General features: G+C 28.0%; 15 protein-coding genes and 1 pseudogene. 12 read left to right on the forward strand and 4 right to left on the reverse strand.

Annotation, left to right across the window (positions count from 1 at the left end; translation table 11 throughout):
• Positions 1-102 precede the first annotated feature (102 nt).
• The 6 genes from nikA (at position 103) to CHF27_RS04955 (ending at position 6,819) form a co-directional block, all read left to right on the forward strand.
• Positions 103-1,701, forward strand: a complete 1,599-nt coding sequence (gene nikA, locus CHF27_RS04930; protein WP_095406663.1) for a nickel ABC transporter substrate-binding protein — start codon at positions 103-105, stop codon at positions 1,699-1,701.
• 88 nt (positions 1,702-1,789) lie between these two features.
• Positions 1,790-2,719 (forward strand): nickel/cobalt ABC transporter permease, encoded by a 930-nt coding sequence (gene opp1B / locus CHF27_RS04935; RefSeq protein ID WP_095406662.1) that lies wholly within the window; start codon positions 1,790-1,792, stop codon positions 2,717-2,719.
• 1 nt (position 2,720) lies between these two features.
• Positions 2,721-3,569: a nickel/cobalt ABC transporter permease gene (opp1C, locus tag CHF27_RS04940; RefSeq protein ID WP_095406661.1), complete on the forward strand. Its 849-nt coding sequence runs from the start codon at positions 2,721-2,723 to the stop codon at positions 3,567-3,569.
• On the forward strand, positions 3,569-4,384 hold the full coding sequence (locus CHF27_RS04945) for an ABC transporter ATP-binding protein (protein WP_095406660.1): 816 nt from the start codon (positions 3,569-3,571) through the stop codon (positions 4,382-4,384). Before opp1C ends, CHF27_RS04945 begins: the two co-directional genes overlap by 1 nt.
• Entirely contained in the window at positions 4,384-5,136 is a 753-nt protein-coding gene (locus tag CHF27_RS04950; RefSeq protein WP_095406659.1) for an ABC transporter ATP-binding protein, read from the forward strand. Before CHF27_RS04945 ends, CHF27_RS04950 begins: the two co-directional genes overlap by 1 nt.
• Before the next feature lie 120 nt (positions 5,137-5,256).
• Positions 5,257-6,819, forward strand: a complete 1,563-nt coding sequence (locus tag CHF27_RS04955; RefSeq protein WP_095406658.1) for a ClC family H(+)/Cl(-) exchange transporter — start codon at positions 5,257-5,259, stop codon at positions 6,817-6,819.
• 55 nt (positions 6,820-6,874) lie between these two features.
• Here CHF27_RS04955 and CHF27_RS04960 read toward each other — a convergent pair whose 3' ends face one another.
• Entirely contained in the window at positions 6,875-7,792 is a 918-nt protein-coding gene (locus CHF27_RS04960; RefSeq protein WP_095406657.1) for a ribonuclease H-like domain-containing protein, read from the reverse strand.
• Positions 7,793-7,883: 91 nt separating this feature from the next.
• Here CHF27_RS04960 and CHF27_RS04965 point away from each other — a divergent pair, with 91 nt between their 5' ends.
• Positions 7,884-9,926, forward strand: a complete 2,043-nt coding sequence (locus CHF27_RS04965) for an ATP-dependent helicase (RefSeq protein WP_095406656.1) — start codon at positions 7,884-7,886, stop codon at positions 9,924-9,926.
• A gap of 112 nt (positions 9,927-10,038) precedes the next feature.
• Here the strand turns inward: CHF27_RS04965 and CHF27_RS04970 are convergent, their stop codons facing one another.
• Complete coding sequence (locus CHF27_RS04970; protein ID WP_095406655.1) at positions 10,039-11,037, reverse strand: asparaginase; 999 nt, start codon at positions 11,035-11,037, stop codon at positions 10,039-10,041.
• Positions 11,038-11,640: 603 nt separating this feature from the next.
• Here CHF27_RS04970 and CHF27_RS04975 point away from each other — a divergent pair.
• From CHF27_RS04975 to crcB, 4 genes are all read left to right on the forward strand, one after another.
• Complete coding sequence (locus CHF27_RS04975; RefSeq protein ID WP_095406654.1) at positions 11,641-12,792, forward strand: cysteine desulfurase family protein; 1,152 nt, start codon at positions 11,641-11,643, stop codon at positions 12,790-12,792.
• 63 nt (positions 12,793-12,855) lie between these two features.
• A complete protein-coding gene (gene thiI / locus CHF27_RS04980) occupies positions 12,856-14,028 on the forward strand; it encodes a tRNA uracil 4-sulfurtransferase ThiI (RefSeq protein ID WP_095406653.1) in 1,173 nt (390 codons plus the stop codon).
• Between the two features lie 224 nt (positions 14,029-14,252).
• On the forward strand, positions 14,253-14,861 hold the full coding sequence (locus tag CHF27_RS04985; RefSeq protein ID WP_095406652.1) for an acetate uptake transporter: 609 nt from the start codon (positions 14,253-14,255) through the stop codon (positions 14,859-14,861).
• A gap of 169 nt (positions 14,862-15,030) precedes the next feature.
• On the forward strand, positions 15,031-15,405 hold the full coding sequence (gene crcB / locus CHF27_RS04990) for a fluoride efflux transporter CrcB (protein WP_330409748.1): 375 nt from the start codon (positions 15,031-15,033) through the stop codon (positions 15,403-15,405).
• A gap of 154 nt (positions 15,406-15,559) precedes the next feature.
• Here the strand turns inward: crcB and pflA are convergent, their stop codons facing one another.
• Positions 15,560-16,300: a pyruvate formate-lyase-activating protein gene (pflA, locus tag CHF27_RS04995; RefSeq protein WP_095406651.1), complete on the reverse strand. Its 741-nt coding sequence runs from the start codon at positions 16,298-16,300 to the stop codon at positions 15,560-15,562.
• A 418-nt stretch (positions 16,301-16,718) separates the two neighbouring features.
• Positions 16,719-18,950, reverse strand: coding sequence for a formate C-acetyltransferase (gene pflB, locus CHF27_RS05000; RefSeq protein WP_115975964.1), 2,232 nt, complete (start codon positions 18,948-18,950; stop codon positions 16,719-16,721).
• 351 nt (positions 18,951-19,301) lie between these two features.
• Between pflB and CHF27_RS14685 the strand changes: the two are divergent.
• Positions 19,302-19,461, forward strand: a pseudogene (locus CHF27_RS14685) (calcium/sodium antiporter); the annotation flags it as partial.

Consider the following 19,461-nt stretch of genomic DNA (forward strand, 5'->3'; position numbering starts at 1 on the left):
ACAATTAAGGTATATAATTTGATGAATAAGGCGATTTTATCATATTTTAAGGCGATTAAATTTATTAATAGATTTATTAAAGATTAGGGGGAATGTTAAATAATGAAATTTAAAAAATTAGCGACATTTATACTTAGTACAGTTATGTGCTTATCGGTTGTAGGCTGTGGAGGAAATGCTAGTACAAAGTCTAGTGAAAAAGAAAATAAAGATGAAATAGTTTATGCTAGTACGAAGGATATTCGTGACATAAATCCACATCTTTATTCAGGTGAAATGGCAGCACAAAATATGGTATTTGAGTCACTTGTAATTAATACTAAAGATGGTGTGAAACCATATTTAGCTAAAAGTTGGGATATATCAGAAGATGGATTACAATATACTTTTCATTTAAGAGACGATGTAACTTTTACAGATGGTGAAAAATTTAATGCAGAAGCTGTTAAATTAAATATGGATGCAATTATTGCAAATCATGAGCGCCACGCGTGGTTAGATATGATAAATGAAATTGATAGTAATGAAGTAGTAGATGAATATACATATAAATTAAAATTAAAACACCCATACTATCCAACACTTGAAGAACTTGGACTTACTCGTCCATTTAGATTTATATCTCCTAAATGTTTTGTTAATGGAGAAACAAAAGATGGTGTAAGTGCATACGTAGGAACCGGTCCATGGATACTTTCGGAACATAAGGATGATCAATATGCAATATTTAAAGTAAATGAAAAATATTGGGGAGAAAAACCAAAAACAAAATCAGTAAAATGGAAGGTTATGCCAGATCATCAAACAATGTTATTAGCACTACAAAAAGGTGAAATAGATCTTATATTTGGTTCAGATGGAGATATGATTGACCTTGATTCATTTAAAGCATTAGAAGAAGAAGGAAAATATAAAACGGAATTAAGTAATCCTGTTGCATCTAGAGCGATACTTTTAAATGCACATCAACCGATAACAAGTGATATAAAAGTTAGACAAGCATTCCAATATGCAATAGATAAACAAGCTATATCAGATGGAGTTTTAAATGGATCAGAAGCTGTTGCAGATACGCTATTATCATCAACAGTTCCGTATTGTGATATAGAACTAGAAAGACATTCATATGATAAAGAAAAAGCTGGTAAACTTTTAGATGAAGCTGGTTGGAAAATGGGTAAAGATAATTATAGATATAAAGATGGAAAGAAATGTGAAGTTACAATATACTTTAACTCAGATAATGCACAAGAACGTACAATAAGTGAATATATGCAAAATGACCTTAAATCAGTTGGGGTCAGTCTTAAAATAGTAGGAGAAGAAAAACAAGCATTTTTAGATCGTCAAAAATCAGGAGAATTTGATCTTCAGTATTCATTGTCATGGGGAACACCATATGATCCACAATCATATTTATCTTCTTGGAGAATACCAGCACATGGAGATTATCAAGCTCAAATAGGTATGGATAAGAAAAAATGGTTAGATGAAACTATAACTAAACTTATGATAGAACCAAATGAAAATACACGTAAAGAAATGTATAAAGAAGTATTAACATATATACATGAACAAGGTGTATATATACCTTTAACATATTCAAGAACTAAAGCAGTTCATGTTCCACAACTAGAAGGTGTTGATTTTAATGTTTCTCAATATGAAATACCGTTTGAAAAAATGTATTTTAAAAAATAATCAAAACCTTATATAAAATACAAGAATAGTATAAGGGTGAAGTTAAAACTTCACCCTTATTTTATATAAAATAAGGGGTGTAAATATAGTGAGAAGTTATATAACAAAGAGAATGCTTAGTATAATTCCCATATTAATAGGAATTTCATTTTTATCATTTGTTTTGATAAATCTTAGTCCAAGTAATCCAGCGGAGGTAGCTCTTCGTGTAAATGATATTGTTGCAACAGATGAGGCTATTACACAGATGAATAAAAAATTAGGGTTGGAAAAGTCATTTTTTGAAAGATATTTTATATGGTTAACCAAAAGTATTCAAGGTGACTTTGGAGAAAGTTATGTAAATAATAAACCAGTTTATAATGACATTAAGGAAACTATCCCTGCCACAATTTTATTAGCAGGAGTATCTCTTATAATTACAATTTCAGTTAGTGTATTAATAGGCGTAGCTTGTACTATTTATGAAGGAAGTATAGGGGATAAAATAACTAGGGGAATTATATTTCTAGGTACTGCAATGCCCAGCTTTTGGGTGGGTCTTATTTTGATGTGGATATTTGCAGTAAAATTAGATTTATTTCCTACAAGTGGTATGGAAACTGTTAAGTCAGTGGTACTTCCAGCTGTTACATTATCTCTTTCATACATTTCAACATATATAAGACTTATAAGAAATAGCATGATAAAAAATAAGCAGGAAAATTATGTATTTTATGCAAGAGCTAGAGGTCTTAAAGAAAGGACAATTATAAAGCATGTATTTAAGAATTCTTTACAGTCATCTATAACAGCTCTTGGAATGTCAGTACCAAAGCTTATAGCAGGAACTGTTGTAGTTGAAAATATTTTTGCATGGCCAGGGATAGGAAGATTATGTGTAACAGCAATATTTAATAGGGATTTTCCTATAATACAAGCTTATATTTTAATCATGGCGGTATTGTTTGTAGTATGTAACTTAATAGTAGATGTAATAACTGTATTGATAGATCCTAGAATGAGAATGGAGGCATAACATGACGTTTTGGAAGAATTTAAAAAAGGATAAACTAGCTATTATATGTATGTTAATTTTATTTGTAATATTGTTAGGGGGTATTTTAGCACCTATAATATCACCGAATGATCCAATAGAAGTAAATGTAAAAAACAAATTTATGTTAATGAGCTTTCAGTATCCATTTGGGACAGACCAACTTGGAAGATGTGTGTTTTCTAGATTATTATATGGAACTAGAGCAACGGTAATATTATCACTAGTAGCTATGTTTTTTACTATTATGATAGGCACGATTTTAGGTATACTAGCAGGATTTTTTAGAGGATGGGCAGATGAATTAATTATGAGAATATGTGATATCATGTTATCTTTTCCTAGTGAAGTCATGATACTTGCAATAGTAGGAGCATTAGGTCCAGGTCTTTTTAATGTAATAATAGCTAATATAATAGCTAAGTGGGCATGGTATACTCGTATGATTAAATCAATTATTATTCAATATACTGATAAAAATTATATAAAATTTGCTAAGGTGTCAGGATGCAGTACTTGGCATATCATAAAAAAACATTTAATACCTGGAGCGGTTGGTGAAATAGTGGTACTTGCAACTCTTGATATGGGTCATGTTATATTAAATATTTCGGCTTTATCATTTTTAGGATTAGGGGTTCAAGCGCCAACTCCTGAGTGGGGAATGATGCTTAATGAAGCGAAAAATATTATGACTATGTACCCAATGCAAATGCTAGCACCAGGGCTATCAATACTTATAATTGTTGCAGTATTTAATTTCTTGGGAGATAGCTTACAAGAAGCACTTAATCCTAAAAAGAATGTAAAAATAAAGGTGGTGTCTAGGTAGTGAAACTATTAGAAGTTAAAAATCTTTGTATAACAGATATAAAAAATAATGAAGAAATAGTAAGTAATGTAAGTTTTGAACTTGAATCAAATACATGTCTAGGCATTGTAGGTGAAAGCGGAAGTGGAAAGTCTATAACAACAAAAGCAATACTTGGTCTTATAAACTCCAATTTAGAGGTAACAGGAAGTGCTAAGTTTAGAGAGATAGATTTATTAAAGGCAAAGGGAAATGTTATGAGGAAAATTAGAGGAAAACAAGTCTGTATGATTTTACAAGATGTGATGTCATCATTTGATTCTCTTTATACAATTGGGTATCAAATGATTGAAACAATATGTGAAAATACAAATGTTTCAAAACCAAAAGCAAAAGATATAGCAATAGAAGCATTAGATAAAATGAGTATAAGAGAACCAGAGCAAGTAATAAAAAAATATGCTCATCAGCTTTCAGGAGGGATGCTACAAAGATGTATGATAGCAATTGCTATGAGTATGAAACCAGATATAATAATTGCTGATGAACCGACAACAGCACTTGATTGTATAAATCAAAAAGAGGTAGTAGAACAATTTAAGTATCTTAGAGAAATAACAGGGACATCTGTAATTTTAATATCTCATGATTTAGGTGTCATAAAACATTTAGCTCAAAAAATTTTGGTTATGAAGGACGGAAAGAGTGTTGAATATGGTGATGCTAAAGATGTTTTAAAAAAACCTAGTCATGAATATACAAGATATTTAATTAATACAAGATTAGACCTTACAGAAGAATTCCGAAAATCAATGACTATGGAGGAAGTAGTATAATGCTAGAAGTAAAAAATATTTATAAAAGTTATTCGAAAGTAGGAAAAAGTAAGAAGAATAAGCTAGATGTGTTACAAGGGATAGAATTTTTTATAGAAGAAGGAGAATGTGTAGGTCTAATAGGAGAAAGTGGAAGTGGAAAAAGTACACTTAGTAGATTAATATTAGGTTTAGAAAAACCAGATAAAGGGATTATAAATATACAAGGAAAAAGTATAAATAAGTGGATAAAGGAAAATAGAGGAAAAATTAGTGTTGTATTTCAAGATTATACATCATCAGCAAATCCTAGATTTAAAGTAAAGGAAGTTATATCCGAGTCACTTATTGCAATGGGTAAAACGGAACAAATAAATAAAGGAGTTGAAGAACTATTAAAAAAAGTAGGACTTTCTAATTCTTTAATGGACAAATATCCACATGAATTAAGTGGGGGTCAACTACAAAGAGTCTGTATAGCTAGAGCAATTTCAACAAAACCGAAATTTATGGTATTAGATGAAGCTATAAGTTCTTTAGATGTATCAATACAAGCACAAATATTAAATTTACTAAAGGAATTAAAAAGAGATTTAGATATGACCTATTTATTTATAGCGCATGATTTACAAGCAGTAGCAAATTTATGTGATAAAGTATTATTTTTATACAAAGGAAAAATTGTAGAAGAGATAGAGAAAGAAAACTTAATAAATGTAAAAAATGAATATGCAAAAAAACTGCTAGACTCTGTAATTACATTTAGTATATAAGTGAATTTAAAGTAATTAAGAGATACTTTATGGTTAAGAGGCTATTTTAAAACTTAGCATTAGTTGTTATTTTTACTATTTTTCGTTAAAATGAAATTAGCATTAAAAAGGAGGAAGAAGATGAAAAATAGTAGAGAGAGAGCATTTAATATTCTAAAAAGGGGTCAAGGGCTAAAATATAAATTGGTATATGACTCTTTGTTAGTAGGAATTATTGTAGGAATTACAATAGTTTTACATAGAACTATTGCATCAAAATTATCTACAATATTTATAAATTTATATTCAAAAAGTAGTGATAATTTATTTTTCATTCCATTTATATTTATGATACTTATAATGCTAGGTTATTTTGTAGGCAAATGTGTTAAAGCAGAGCCTATGATAGGTGGAAGTGGAATACCTCAGGTTGAGGGAATATTAACTAGACGCTTAAAGATGAACTGGTTTAAGGTATTATTTTATAAATTCATAGGTGGACTTATTTGTTTAGGTGCAGGCTTATCTGTAGGAAGAGAAGGTCCTTCAGTACAAATGGGTGCTTGTATAGGAGAAGGCGTATCTAAAAAACTTAATAAATTAGAAAATGAGGAAAAATATTTAATTACAAGTGGAGCGAGTGCTGGTCTATCAGCTGCATTTAATGCACCTTTATCAGGTGTTATGTTTGCTCTAGAAGAAACTCATAAGAACTTTTCACCGCTAATATTATTATCAGCAATGATAGCATCATTAACAGCAGATTTTGTGTCAAAACAATTCTTTGGTCTAATACCATCATTACAATTTTCTAAGTTAGATGTTTTACCACTTAAATATTATTGGGCACTAATTATTTTAGGCATAGTAATAGGTGTAAGTGGAGTCATTTTTAATAAGGGAATATTAAAAACACAAAGTATATTTAAAAATAGTAAGTTAAGCATAGAGTCAAAAATAATAATACCATTTATAATGTGTGGAATGGTCGGACTAATAGCACCTATTTTACTAGGTGGAGGACATGGACTTATAATGAGTCTGAAGGAAGGTGATTTTACAATTACTATATTACTTACATTTATTATTGTAAAATTTTTATTTACATTTATTAGTTTTGGATCAGGTGTTCCAGGTGGAATATTTTTCCCATTACTTGTACTTGGAGCATTAGTAGGAAATGTAGTTGGTATAGTAGCTGTAAAATATTTAGGGATACCAGATACATATATAATGAACTTTGTTGTATTAGCTATGGCAGCTCATTTTGCAGCGATAGTGAAGGCACCTATAACTGGTATTATACTAATATCTGAAATGACAGGTTCTCTAGACCATTTATTATCACTTTCTATAGTAGTTGTAGTTGCACAATTAGTATCTGATATATTAAAATCAAAACCAATATATGAAAGCTTATTAGAAAAATTGTTGGAAAAAGGAACTAATAAATATGAAGGTAGTCCTAATAAAAAAACTTTATTAGAAGTTGCTGTTCATATGAATAGTGAACTTGATGGTAAATTTATAAAAGATATAATGTGGCCTAAAAACTGTTTAGTAGTTTCTATTATAAGAGGAGATAAAGAAATAATAGCAAAAGGTAATACACAAATAATAGAAGGAGATTATATGACAATTATTACTAGTCAAGATGAATCTCCAAATGTATTAGATGATTTACTATCAATGAGTAGTAGTTGATAGTAAGAGAAGCTATCTAGTGTGAAATTTTTAAGATTAATTTTTGAAATTTACGCTAAATAGTTTTTTTTAATTCTTTTTGAATTAAAAAGTTACATAATGAATGTATATTGTCTTCAAGTACTAAATCGTTATACTTTAAAGGTATTAGTTTTGATATTTTGTAAAATAATATAGTGTTATTTTTTTCATCAACACCCTTGTTAATTGATAAATCTAAGTAGATGTAGTCTTTTTCAGATGTAATAGTATATTTTTCATTATATATATTTATTGAAGTTATTTCACCTGAAAAAACTTTATATTTAAGTGTTAGTTTTGAACTTGTTATTTTATAATATATAGGAATTATTTTTAAGTCCAAAGTATTAGTTTTTATATGTAAGAGATCTAATTTATCTTCTAAAATATTTTTGATTTTAAATAAATGTGCTAAGTAATAAACATCTTCATAATTATGAAGTAATATCTTATATTTTAGTTCTTTAGAATTATTATTAACGAAATCTTTATACATTTGTACACTTTCTTTTCCTGAAATAGTATCATTTCTATTTATTCCAATGTATTTTTCTATCGTTTTTAGCTTACAATCAGATAGAGAAAGTTTTTCTTTATAGGGTTTAATAAGTCTTAATATATCTATGTCATTAAGTTTATCTAAAGAAAAATTAATACTATGTTTTTTGAACCTAAAATTTAAAAAAGGTATATCAAAAGTAATTCCATTAAATGTTACGTGATTTTTAAATTTATTAATAGCATCTACAAATTCTAATAGAAGTTCTTTTTCATCATCTTCAGATTGCGCAAAAAATTGTTTTATTATTGTTTTATTATCTTTGTTAAAAAGAACACCTATTAAAATAACTTTGCAGTATTTAGGACTAAGACCTGTAGTTTCTATATCAAAAACAAAATGATTAGGAGGAATGATTATAAATTCATCCAGCACCTTTGTAATAACTTCCATAAAATTTCTCCTTTTGTAGATTATATATTATAATAGTTTTGTAGTAATACGATAGTAACATTAAATAAATAACACTTCAAGGTGGTGGATTATCATTAATATAGATGAATTAAATATAAATCAAAAAGAAGCTGTAAATCATTTGGATGGGCCTTGTATGGTTTTAGCAGGACCAGGGTCTGGAAAAACTAGAGTTATAACATATAGAATAGCTAATATGGTAGTAAATTATAACATAAAACCAAGTAGTATATTGGCAATAAGTTTTACTAAAGCATCTTCTATGGAAATGAAAAATAGAGCACTTAGTTTGACAAAAGACCATAGAATGAATAAGGTTACATATGGAACATTTCACTCTGTATTTTATAGAATACTAAGACATTTTGAAAGATATAATTTAGATAGTATTTTTGATGAAAAGTCAAAGAGAATGACAATCAGAGCAATACTTAAAAGTCTAAATGTAGAAAATGCAGAAGATGATGAAGTGATAGGTCAAGTTATAAATGAAATTTCTTATGTTAAAAATGAACTTATGGATAAGCAAGACTTTACATCTGAGATTTTAACGAAAGATGAATTTATAAAAGTATATAATATGTATGAAGAACATAAAAGTCAAGTTAATAAAATAGATTTTGATGATATGTTAATAAAGACATATTATTTATTACAAAATAATAGACAAGCACTTGATTTAGTAAGGAATGTATATAAATATATACTTGTAGATGAATTTCAGGATATAAATAAAGTACAATTTGAAGTTATAAAATTAATTTCAAATATAAATAATAATATATTTGTAGTAGGAGATGAAGACCAAAGTATATATGGATTTAGAGGCTCTAGACCAGATTTTTTATTAGAATTTGAAGAATACTTTGGAGACACTAAAAAGATTTTACTTGATATAAATTATAGGTCGAAAGGAGAAATAATTGACGTTGCTAATAGATTAATAGAAAAGAATGAAAATAGATATGAAAAAGTAATTAAATGCTGCCAAGGAAAAGGAGCTAATGTAAATTATATTTCACCAGAAAATTCTGAAGAAGAAGCTGTATTTATAGCAAAAGAAATTTTAGAAGAGATAAAAAAAGATTATGTAGAGTACACAGATTTTGCTGTTATTTATAGAACTAATATACAATCAAGAGCATTAGTAGATGTATTTATGGATATGAGGATACCTTTTGTAATAAAGGATTCAGTAATAACTATATATGACCACTGGGCTTCGCAAGATATATTATCTTATTTAAGATTAGGTAATAATATTAAGTCTAATAAAGATTGGGTAAGAATTATAAATAAGCCATTTAGATATATTTCAAGGGATAGCATAAATATGGTAAAAGAAGAAAAAGACTTTATAGATGCATTAATAAATAAGTGCAACTTACATCCAAAACAAGTAAAAACAATTAATGATTTAGAAATAGATTTAAGTTACATAAAATCTTTAAATCCTAAAAATGCCATATCTTACATAAGATCTACACTTGATTATGATAGATATATATTGGATTATTGTGCTAATAGAAAAATTAAGTCAAATGGATTAGTAGAAATTTTAAATGAATTAGAAAGTTCAGCAACTAAATTTAAAACTATAGAAGAATATCTTAATCATATAGAAAGAGTAAAATCAGAAATAGTTGAAAATAAAAATAATAAAAATTCAGATGGAGTAATATTTACTACTATGCATAGTGCAAAAGGATTAGAGTTTAAAAATGTATATATAATAGGAGTAAATGAAGGTACTGTACCACATGAAAAGTCTTATGATATGGACAATGAGGAAAAGAAAAAAGACCAGATAGAAGAAGAAAGAAGATTAATGTATGTAGCAATTACAAGAGCAGAGGAAAATTTATATATAAGTTCTCCATCAAGTAAATATGGTAAAAAAGCGTCTAAGTCAAGATTTATAGATGATATTAAAGCGCCAACTAAGGAAGAAATAGACTCCATAACTATAGGTGATAAGATTTATCATAAGAAGTTTAAAGAAGGTACTATAGTTCAAAAGGAAGGAAGCTCTATAAAAGTTAAATTTAGAGATGGAGAAAGAACACTAGACTATAAAGTCTGTTTTAAGAAAAATATGATTGATAAATTATGATTTATAAATAAATTATTATATTACTAAAGTATTTATATTTAGTTAAATAACCTAGCGAAGGGATGAAATATAAGTTTATATTCATCCCAAGCGGTAGGTTAGGATATAAAATTTAATAATAGATTCCTTTTTCAAAGAAATCTTTAATTACATCTAAATCATTAGTTTTTCCTAAAGCAAGCATAAGTTTAATTCTTGCCTTTTGACCAGGAAGGTCATCTCCAAATATACATCCTATATTTCTTAAATCTCTTCCAGAACCTAAATATCCGTAGCTATCAAAAACTCTACCAGAATGGCATCTAGAAACAACAACAACAGGTATATTTTTTTCTCTGGCATATTTAACACCGTTAAACATGTTAGGAGGTATATTACCTCTACCCATTGCTTCTATAACTATACCTCGATATCCATTATCAGCAGCAAATTTAATAAAAGTTTCGTCCATCCCAATTCCTGATTTAAATAAAGCAACTTTAGGTTCAACTATATCAGTATCGATAATTGTTCTTTTTGCTAGATTTTTAAATAAAACAAGCTCATTACAATCTATTATACCTAAAGGACCTCCAGATACAGATTGGAATGTATTTAAAGCAAGTGTATTTGTTTTAGTAGACTCAGAAGCGAGCATAACTTCGTTATTTAATACTATTAAAACACCTTTGTTAATAGCTTTTTTAGATATAGCTGTACAAACAGCTGAAGATAAATTACTAGGACCATCATATCCAAGTTCAGAACTACTTCTCATAGCTCCAGTAACTATAACTGGTTTAGGGTTGTCAATAGTTAAATCTAAGAAGTAAGCAGTTTCTTCTAAACTATCAGTGCCGTGAGTAACAACTACGCCACAAATATCTTGTCTATTAAGTAAGTTATTTATATAATGTTTTAATTCCATCATTCTTTCAGGAGTAATGTGTGGGCCAGGTATTTCATCAAAGTTAAAAATTTCAACATCAGCAACTTTATCTATGTTAGTAACCATAGACATTATTTGTTCTCCTGATAAAGTAGGTATTGCAGCTCCAACTTTTTCATCTACTGTCATAGAGATAGTACCACCAGTAAAGACTATAGCAACTTTCTGTTTTTTTATTGTCATTTTTTCACCTCTTAAAAATATAAGAATCAGTATTATGTTCTACTTAAATTATATCAAAAAAAATATAAAAAAAAAGAGCTCGGGGAAGCTCTTTTTTTTCTGTTAAGCTAACTTCCGTTGTCAACTTAACAAATTTTCAAATGGATATAAAGTCTATCCGTTCAAAAGGGGTATTGGGAATAGAGATTTTAATTAAGGTTATCAGGGGGATAACCATGTATTAATAATAACAAAATTCGACACAAAAGGCAATACTTTTTTTAAAAAAAATAAAATAAATGTCTAAAAAATAAATTTTATGGCTAAAATATAATGTATTTAACAAAAAATAAAGTTTTTCAAGAATTATTATAGTAAAATTTATATAAATTAAAGTATATATTAAAATAAAAAAGTAATTAGAGTAATTTTTTATGTATTAAAAAGTATAATATATTAAAAAATAAAAAAATTAATGGTATAATAAAAAGATATAAGTTTGTAAATTTTCCTAAAAGAAATCTAATAGATTTCTTTTTTTACTGTATAGTTGACAATTAACTTATTAAATTGGTAAAAATAAAAATTATAGAATGCATTAAATATAGAAAGTGGGTGTAGTATATGGATATATATTTAGACAATAGTGCCACAACTAAGCCATATAAAGAAGTCGTAGATAAAATGATCTGTGCACTTACAACAGATTATGCTAATCCATCTTCATTACATAGAAAAGGTATTGAGGTTGAAAAAAATATAAAAGCAATAAGACAAGATATAGCTAGATCTATAGGAGCGAAGGAAAAAGAAATATACTTTACTTCTGGAGGTACGGAGTCAAATAACACTGTAATAAGAGGTGTAGCAAATTTACACAAAAAAAGAAAAAATCATATAATTACAACAAATATAGAACATCCATCAGTTTTAAATACTCTTAAAGATTTAGAAAGCGATGGATTTGAAGTTACATATTTAAAGGTTGATGAAACAGGTAAAATAAATTTAGAAGAATTTAAAAGTGCTCTTAGACCAACTACTTGTTTAGTTACTATAATGCACGTTAACAATGAGATAGGAAGTATACAACCTATAGATAAGATAGGTAAATATCTAAAGTCTTTAGATGAAAAAGTTTATTTACATGTAGATGCAGTTCAATCATATACAAAAATTAATTTTAGACCATCTAGATACAATATAGATTTTATGAGTGTTAGTTCACATAAATTCCATGGTCCAAAGGGAATAGGATTTATGTATGTTAAAGAAAATAATAGATTAAAGCCTCTATTAACAGGTGGGGGTCAAGAAATAGGTATAAGATCAGGAACTGAAAATGTACCTGGTATATATGGTTTAGGAGAAGCTATAAGGATAATAAATAAAGACTTAGATAAAAATATAGAAAAAATAAATAACTTAAAGAATTTACTTAAAAATGAAATAGCAAAAAATATAGAAAATATAAAAGTAAACTCACCAGAAGATGGTGTATGTCATATTTTAAATGTTTCATTTGTTGGAATAAAAGGTGAAGTATTGCTTCATTATTTAGAACAAAAAGGAATTTATGTTTCTACAGGATCTGCTTGTTCTTCTAAGAAAAAAGGAAGTCATGTTTTAAATGCTATAGGACTTAATCCTAACGAAATTGAAGGAGCTATAAGATTTAGTTTATCTGATATGAATACAGAAGAAGATATGTTAGAAACTATAAATGTATTAAAAGAATCAATAAATGATTTAAGAATGATAATAGGAAAAAGATAATAATAGCATCAAAATGTAAAATACATTAGGGCTAGGCAAAAATAAAATAAGAGGTGAAATTATTTGTATAATATATTAATAGTAAAGTATGGAGAAATAGGAGTAAAAGGAAAAAATAGATATGTATTTGAAAATAAGCTTATAAAAAACATAAAAAATATGTTAAAGCCAATGGGTAAACTTAATGTGTACAAAGAGTATGGAAGAATATATGTAGATTTAGAAGATTATGATTATGAAGAAGTTATAGAAGAAGTTAAAAAAGTATTTGGTATAGTTGGAGTTTGTCCTGGGGTAAGAGCAGAAAAGGACTATCAAAAACTAAAAGAATTAGCTCTTGCTATGTTAGAGGAAAAAATAGAAGAAGGAGCTAAAAGCTTTAAAGTTGAATCTAGAAGAGGAGATAAATCATTTGAATTAACTTCTCAAGAGATGAGCTTAGATATAGGAGGATACTTAGTATCTCAAGTAAAAGATAGAATAAAAGTAGATGTGAGAAATCCAGAAATTAAAATAAAATGTGAATTAAGAGAAAATCATGTAATGGTTTATAGTGATACAGTTGCTGGTTATGGTGGATTACCACTAGGAACTAACGGTAGAGCAATGTCTCTTTTATCAGGGGGAATAGATTCTCCAGTAGCATCATGGATGATTGCAAAAAGAGGTATGGAAATAGAAGCAATACACTTCCACAGTTATCCGTTTACAAGTGAAAAGTCACAAGAAAAGGTAAGAGATTTAACAAAAATCATAGCTAAATATTGTGGTAGAGTTAGACTTCATAAGGTTAATATATTAGAAATACAAAAAGCTATAGGTTTAGGATGTAAGGAAGAAGAGACGACTATAATATCAAGAAGATTTATGATGCAAATAGCTCAGAGGGTTGCAGAGAAGAGATATTGTGATGCATTAGTAACAGGAGAAAGTATAGGACAAGTTGCATCTCAAACAATACAAGGTTTAACTTGTACAAATGCATCTGTAAGTATACCAGTATTTAGACCTCTTATAGCAATGGATAAAACGGAAATAATAGAAATAGCTCAAAAAATAGGAACATTTGAAACGTCTATATTACCAGAAGAAGATTGTTGTAGTGTATTCTCTCCAAAGAAACCTGTAACAAAACCAAGATTAGAAAGAATAGAAAAATCTGAAAGTGCATTAGATATAGAGAAATTAATACAAGATGCAATTGATAACATAGAAGTAGAAGATATAGAATTTTAATTAATTTAATAGATAAATAAATGAAAAGGCTGTTTTAAAATAAAAAAATATTTTAGAACAGCCTTTTGTAGTTATACAAATTAGATTATAGAATTAAAATTATTTACTAAAAATACAAATTAAAATTTAATTGAAATTATTAATAAAAAATCATAAATAATTGAAAAAATTGCTAGAATATGATAAAATATTCTGTATACAATAAACACCAAAAGGAGAATGACATGGAAGAAAAAAAAGTAAAAGTAGTAGTAGCAGATCCATCTGCATTAGGATTATTTGGATTAGCTATGATAACTTTAGTAGCATCATCTCAAAAATTAGGGTTAACTTCAGGAGTATCATTAGTATTACCTTGGGCGATATTCTTAGGTGCGACAGCTCAGTTATTTGCATCTATAAATGACTTTAAACACAACAACACATTTGGAGCAACAGCTTTCGGAGGATATGCATTTTTCTGGTATTCAATGGGATTAACATGGTTAATACAAAATGGTGTATTCGGAGAAAAATTAGCATCACTAGCAGATCCTAAGCAATTAGCTTTTGCATTTTTAGGTTATTTAATATTTACTATTTATATGACAGTTGGAGCAATGGAAACACATAAGGTATTATTCGTTATATTTGTACTTATAGATTTTTTATTCCTTGGACTAACATTAACTACATTTGGAGTTGCAGAGCATTTAACACATCAATTAGCAGCATACTCTGAATTATTAATTGCAATAACGTCATTCTATGGATCAGCAGCAGCAGTTTTAAATACTCATTTTAATAAAGAGTTTTTACCTGTTGGAAGGCCATTTAAAATATTTAAAAAATAAATATAAATTAAAAAGTAGAGTGTATCTTAGTTGGATACACTCTACTTTTTAATTTATATAAACATCTAATATGTGTAAGATAAATGAATATTAATTTATGTTATTAAATATAATAAATTAAAAACTGTAATAATACTTAATAATTTAATTTATAGAGTTTAAGAGAGAGGTGAGTATATTTAATATATTTTACGTTGGTATAGGTGGATTTATAGGAGCTGTTTTAAGATATGTGATATCATCAAAATTAGTTATAGGGAAATTTCCATATGGAACATTAATGGTAAATATAATAGGGGGTATATTAATAGGACTTATAATGAGTATTAGTGATAATACACATTTTATATCAAAAAACTTAAAGCTTTTTTTGACAACGGGATTAATGGGAGGATTAACTACATTTTCAACTTTTAGCTATGAAACTATAAGTTTTTTTAATAATGGGGATTACGCTTTGAGTTTGATTAATATAATATTAAATATTTCTTTAAGTTTATTGGGGGTAGTATTTGGACAGTATTTAAGTTCTACAATAATTTAAAATGAAGTAGAGCAGTTATAATGATATTAAAAAAATAAAAAATTATACAAATAAAAATGCTGTCTCAAAATATTATTTTAAAACAGCATTTTTTATTTATATATTATAAACAACTTTTTAATTAAAAAACAGTTTACATAAAGGGCTAATTAAATTAAGCAGATTTACTAAATACTTTAACTCCAAATTTAGCAATTATATCGCTTGCTTTTTTTATATCTTCGCTAGTTGCATCAGGAACATTTTTTAATTCATAGTCTATTCCCATGATTTCCCATTTATGGATTCCTAAGCTATGATAAGGAAGTAATTCTAATCTGTCTACATTATTAAGTGTAGAAACGAATTTAGCTAATTCTTCTAAGTTTTCTGTATCATCTGTGATTCCAGGAACAAGAACATGTCTTATCCAAACTGGTATATTTCTTTCATCTAAATGTTTAGCTAGTTTTATAGCTTTTTCAATTCCTACACCAGTTAAATCTTTAGATTTTTCGTCTATCATATGTTTTAAATCAAGTAGAACTAAGTCAGTATTGTCTAATACTGGATCTATAGTTTCTATATTTACAAATCCTGAAGTATCTAAGCATGTATGAATTTGATTTGCTTTTGCTTTTTTAAATAATTCAGTTAAGAATTCAGGTTGTAATGTAGCTTCACCACCAGATACTGTTATACCACCACCAGAAAACTTCATATATGAAGCGTATTTTGATGCATCTGCTATTATTTCATCAGTAGTATATTCTTTACCTGATTTAACATCCCAAGTATCTCTATTATGACAGTATTTACATCTTAAAGGGCAACCTTGTAAAAATAATATGTATCTTATTCCAGGACCATCTACTGTTCCAAATGTTTCTATTGAATGAACTCTTCCTTTGATCATGACATTCACCTCGTAAGCTTTATATTTAAAATTAATATCTATTTAATATTTTACATATTGTATACAGTGTACTTCTATATTTAAATTATATGCTATTTTTTAGACAAAGTCTATAAAAAATAGACAAAATAATTAACTCCTAATAATTTTAAGTATACCCATAAGATTACAGCTTTAAACTGTTAAATTTAATAAGTTTTAGTATAAATTATTAAATTAAAAAACTTTGAAAAGTAACTAAATTAATATAAAAGTATATTTAAAATAACTTATTTAATTTTATTAAAATTGAGATTAAAAAGGGTAGAGGTGATTATTTAAAATATAAAAAAAGAGAGTGTAAGTTGATGAGACTTACACTCTATATATATACTTTGATAATTAATTTTTGTCTGATGTAAGAATTAAGTCGTTATAATTAAGCCATTTTTCCGTGGAATGTTCTGTTTATAACGTCTAATTGTTGTTCTCTTGTTAACTTGATGAAGTTAACAGCATATCCTGAAACTCTTATAGTTAATTGAGGATATTTTTCTGGATGTTCCATAGCATCTTCTAAAGTAGCTTTATCAAATACGTTAACGTTTAAGTGATGAGCATCTTGAGAGAAGTATCCATCCATAAGTGATGTTAAGTTGTTTACTCTTTCAGACATATCTTTTCCTAAAGCACCTGGTACTATAGAGAATGTGTTAGATATACCATCTTGAGAATGTTCGTATGGTAATTTAGCAACTGAAGTTAATGAAGCTAAAGCACCACTATTATCTCTTCCGTGCATTGGGTTAGCACCTGGAGCGAAAGGTTGACCAGCTCTTCTTCCATCTGGAGTGTTACCAGTTTTCTTACCATAAACAACGTTTGAAGTTATTGTTAATATAGATTGAGTATGAACAGAATTTCTGTAAGTCTTGTTCTTTCTTATTTTGTTCATGAAGTTTTCAACTAATTCACAAGCTATAGAGTCAACTCTATCATCGTTGTTTCCGTACATTGGGAATTCACCTTCTGTTTCGAAATCAACAGCTATACCAGCTTCATTTCTTATAGCTTTAACTTTAGCGTATTTTATAGCAGATAATGAGTCAGCACATACTGATAAACCAGCTATACCACAAGCCATAGTTCTGAATACGTCTCTATCATGTAATGCCATTTCTAATGCTTCATAAGAATACTTATCATGCATGTAGTGGATTACGTTTAATGTATTTACATATAAGTTAGCTAACCAATCTGTAAACATATCGAATTTTTCCATAACTTCATCGTAGTCTAAGTATTCAGAAGTTATTGGTTGGAATTTAGGACCAACTTGCTTTAATTTCTTCTCATCAACACCACCATTTATAGCGTATAATAAAGTTTTAGCTAAGTTAACTCTAGCTCCGAAGAATTGCATTTGTTTACCTATTCTCATTGCAGATACACAACAAGCTATACCGTAGTCATCTCCCCAGTAAGTTTTCATTAAATCATCGTTCTCGTATTGAACAGAACTTGTGTCTATTGATACTTTAGAACAGAAGTTTTTGAATCCTTGAGGTAATTGAGTAGACCATAATACTGTTAAGTTTGGCTCTGGAGATGCTCCAAGAGTATATAAAGTATTTAACATTCTGAATGAGTTTTTAGTAACTAATGTTCTACCATCTAATCCCATACCACCTATAGACTCAGTTACCCAAGTTGGGTCTCCAGAGAATAAATCGTTGTATTCAGGAGTTCTTAAGAATCTAACCATTCTTAATTTCATTACGAAGTGGTCCATTATTTCTTGAACTTCTTCTTCAGTTATAGTTCCAGCAGCTAAATCTCTTTCGAAGTATATATCTAAGAAAGTAGAAGTTCTACCTATACTCATTGCAGCTCCGTTTTGATCTTTTACAGCTCCTAAGTATCCGAAGTATAACCATTGAACAGCTTCTTTTGAATTAGTAGCTGGCTTAGATATATCAAGTCCGTAAGCAGCAGCCATTCTCTTTAATGATTCTAAAGCTTTTATTTGATCAGATATTTCTTCTCTTAATCTTATTATTTCTTCATCTATACATCTAACTTCTAAAGAAGCTTTTTGATTTAATTTATCTTCTATTAATTTATCAACACCATATAAAGCAACTCTTCTGTAGTCACCTATTATTCTACCTCTACCGTAAGCATCTGGAAGACCTGTTATTATACCAGCACTTCTAGCAGCTCTCATGTCAGGAGTATAAGCATCGAATACACCTTGGTTATGAGTTTTTCTATATTTAGTGAATGTTTCACTTATTTCTGGATTTAATTTATATCCGTAAGCTTCACAAGAAGTTTCAACCATTCTTATTCCACCAAATGGCATTGCAGCTCTTTTTAAAGGAGCGTCAGTTTGAACACCAACAATTGTTTCTAAATCCTTATTTATATATCCAGCACCGTATGCATCTATTAAAGATACAGTATCAGTGTCAACATCTAATGTTCCGCCATTTTCTCTTTCCTTTTGGAATAAGTTCATAGCTTCAGCCCATAATTTTGTAGTGTTTTCAGTAGCTCCTGCTAAGAAAGACGCATCTCCCTCGTATGGAGTGTAGTTTGCTTGGATGAACCCTCTAACATCTATTTCTTTAGTCCATGTACCAGTTTTAAATCCTTGCCATGCATTCATAATGATAGCCTCCTCGTTTTAAGTCAGGTTTTAAATTTTAGTTTGTAAAATTTTTATTTTAAAATCTAGCTAGATATTTTTTAAACAATATAATAATAGCATAAAAATGGTATTTTGTATACAACATTCTTTTAGTTTTTTGTCGATTTATAAAATAATTTGATAATATGTTGCGAATTATTAAATACTATTAATTATTTGATATTAGGTATATACCCATGCATAGACGATATAAACTAAAATGATAAAATTTGATAAAAAAAGATTCTAAAATTATTCAAATAATAATTTTACAGCTTATGCATAAATGTAACCCTACTTAAATATTTATTAAGATAGGGAGGAGATATAATGATTATATTATTGCTATTTTTACTAGGATTTATACTGATTATTAAAGGTGCAGACATATTTATAAACTGTACCGTAGAAATAGGTAAAAAAACAAACATATCAGAATTAATATTAGGTGCTACTATAGTAAGTTTTGCAACAACACTACCCGAACTTA

Origin of the sequence: Romboutsia maritimum (assembly GCF_002251085.2) — a bacterium.
Lineage (GTDB): Bacteria > Bacillota > Clostridia > Peptostreptococcales > Peptostreptococcaceae > Romboutsia_B > Romboutsia_B maritimum.

Coding starts and splice junctions, on each gene's coding strand:
- CHF27_RS04950 (WP_095406659.1), top strand. CDS start 4,384: ATGCTAGAAGTAAAAAATATTTATAAAAGTTATTCGAAAGTAGGAAAA.
- CHF27_RS04975 (WP_095406654.1), top strand. CDS start 11,641: ATGGATATATATTTAGACAATAGTGCCACAACTAAGCCATATAAAGAA.
- CHF27_RS04970 (WP_095406655.1), bottom strand. CDS start 11,037: ATGACAATAAAAAAACAGAAAGTTGCTATAGTCTTTACTGGTGGTACT.
- CHF27_RS04985 (WP_095406652.1), top strand. CDS start 14,253: ATGGAAGAAAAAAAAGTAAAAGTAGTAGTAGCAGATCCATCTGCATTA.
- pflA (WP_095406651.1), bottom strand. CDS start 16,300: ATGATCAAAGGAAGAGTTCATTCAATAGAAACATTTGGAACAGTAGAT.
- CHF27_RS04960 (WP_095406657.1), bottom strand. CDS start 7,792: ATGGAAGTTATTACAAAGGTGCTGGATGAATTTATAATCATTCCTCCT.
- pflB (WP_115975964.1), bottom strand. CDS start 18,950: ATGAATGCATGGCAAGGATTTAAAACTGGTACATGGACTAAAGAAATA.
- opp1C (WP_095406661.1), top strand. CDS start 2,721: ATGACGTTTTGGAAGAATTTAAAAAAGGATAAACTAGCTATTATATGT.
- nikA (WP_095406663.1), top strand. CDS start 103: ATGAAATTTAAAAAATTAGCGACATTTATACTTAGTACAGTTATGTGC.
- CHF27_RS04955 (WP_095406658.1), top strand. CDS start 5,257: ATGAAAAATAGTAGAGAGAGAGCATTTAATATTCTAAAAAGGGGTCAA.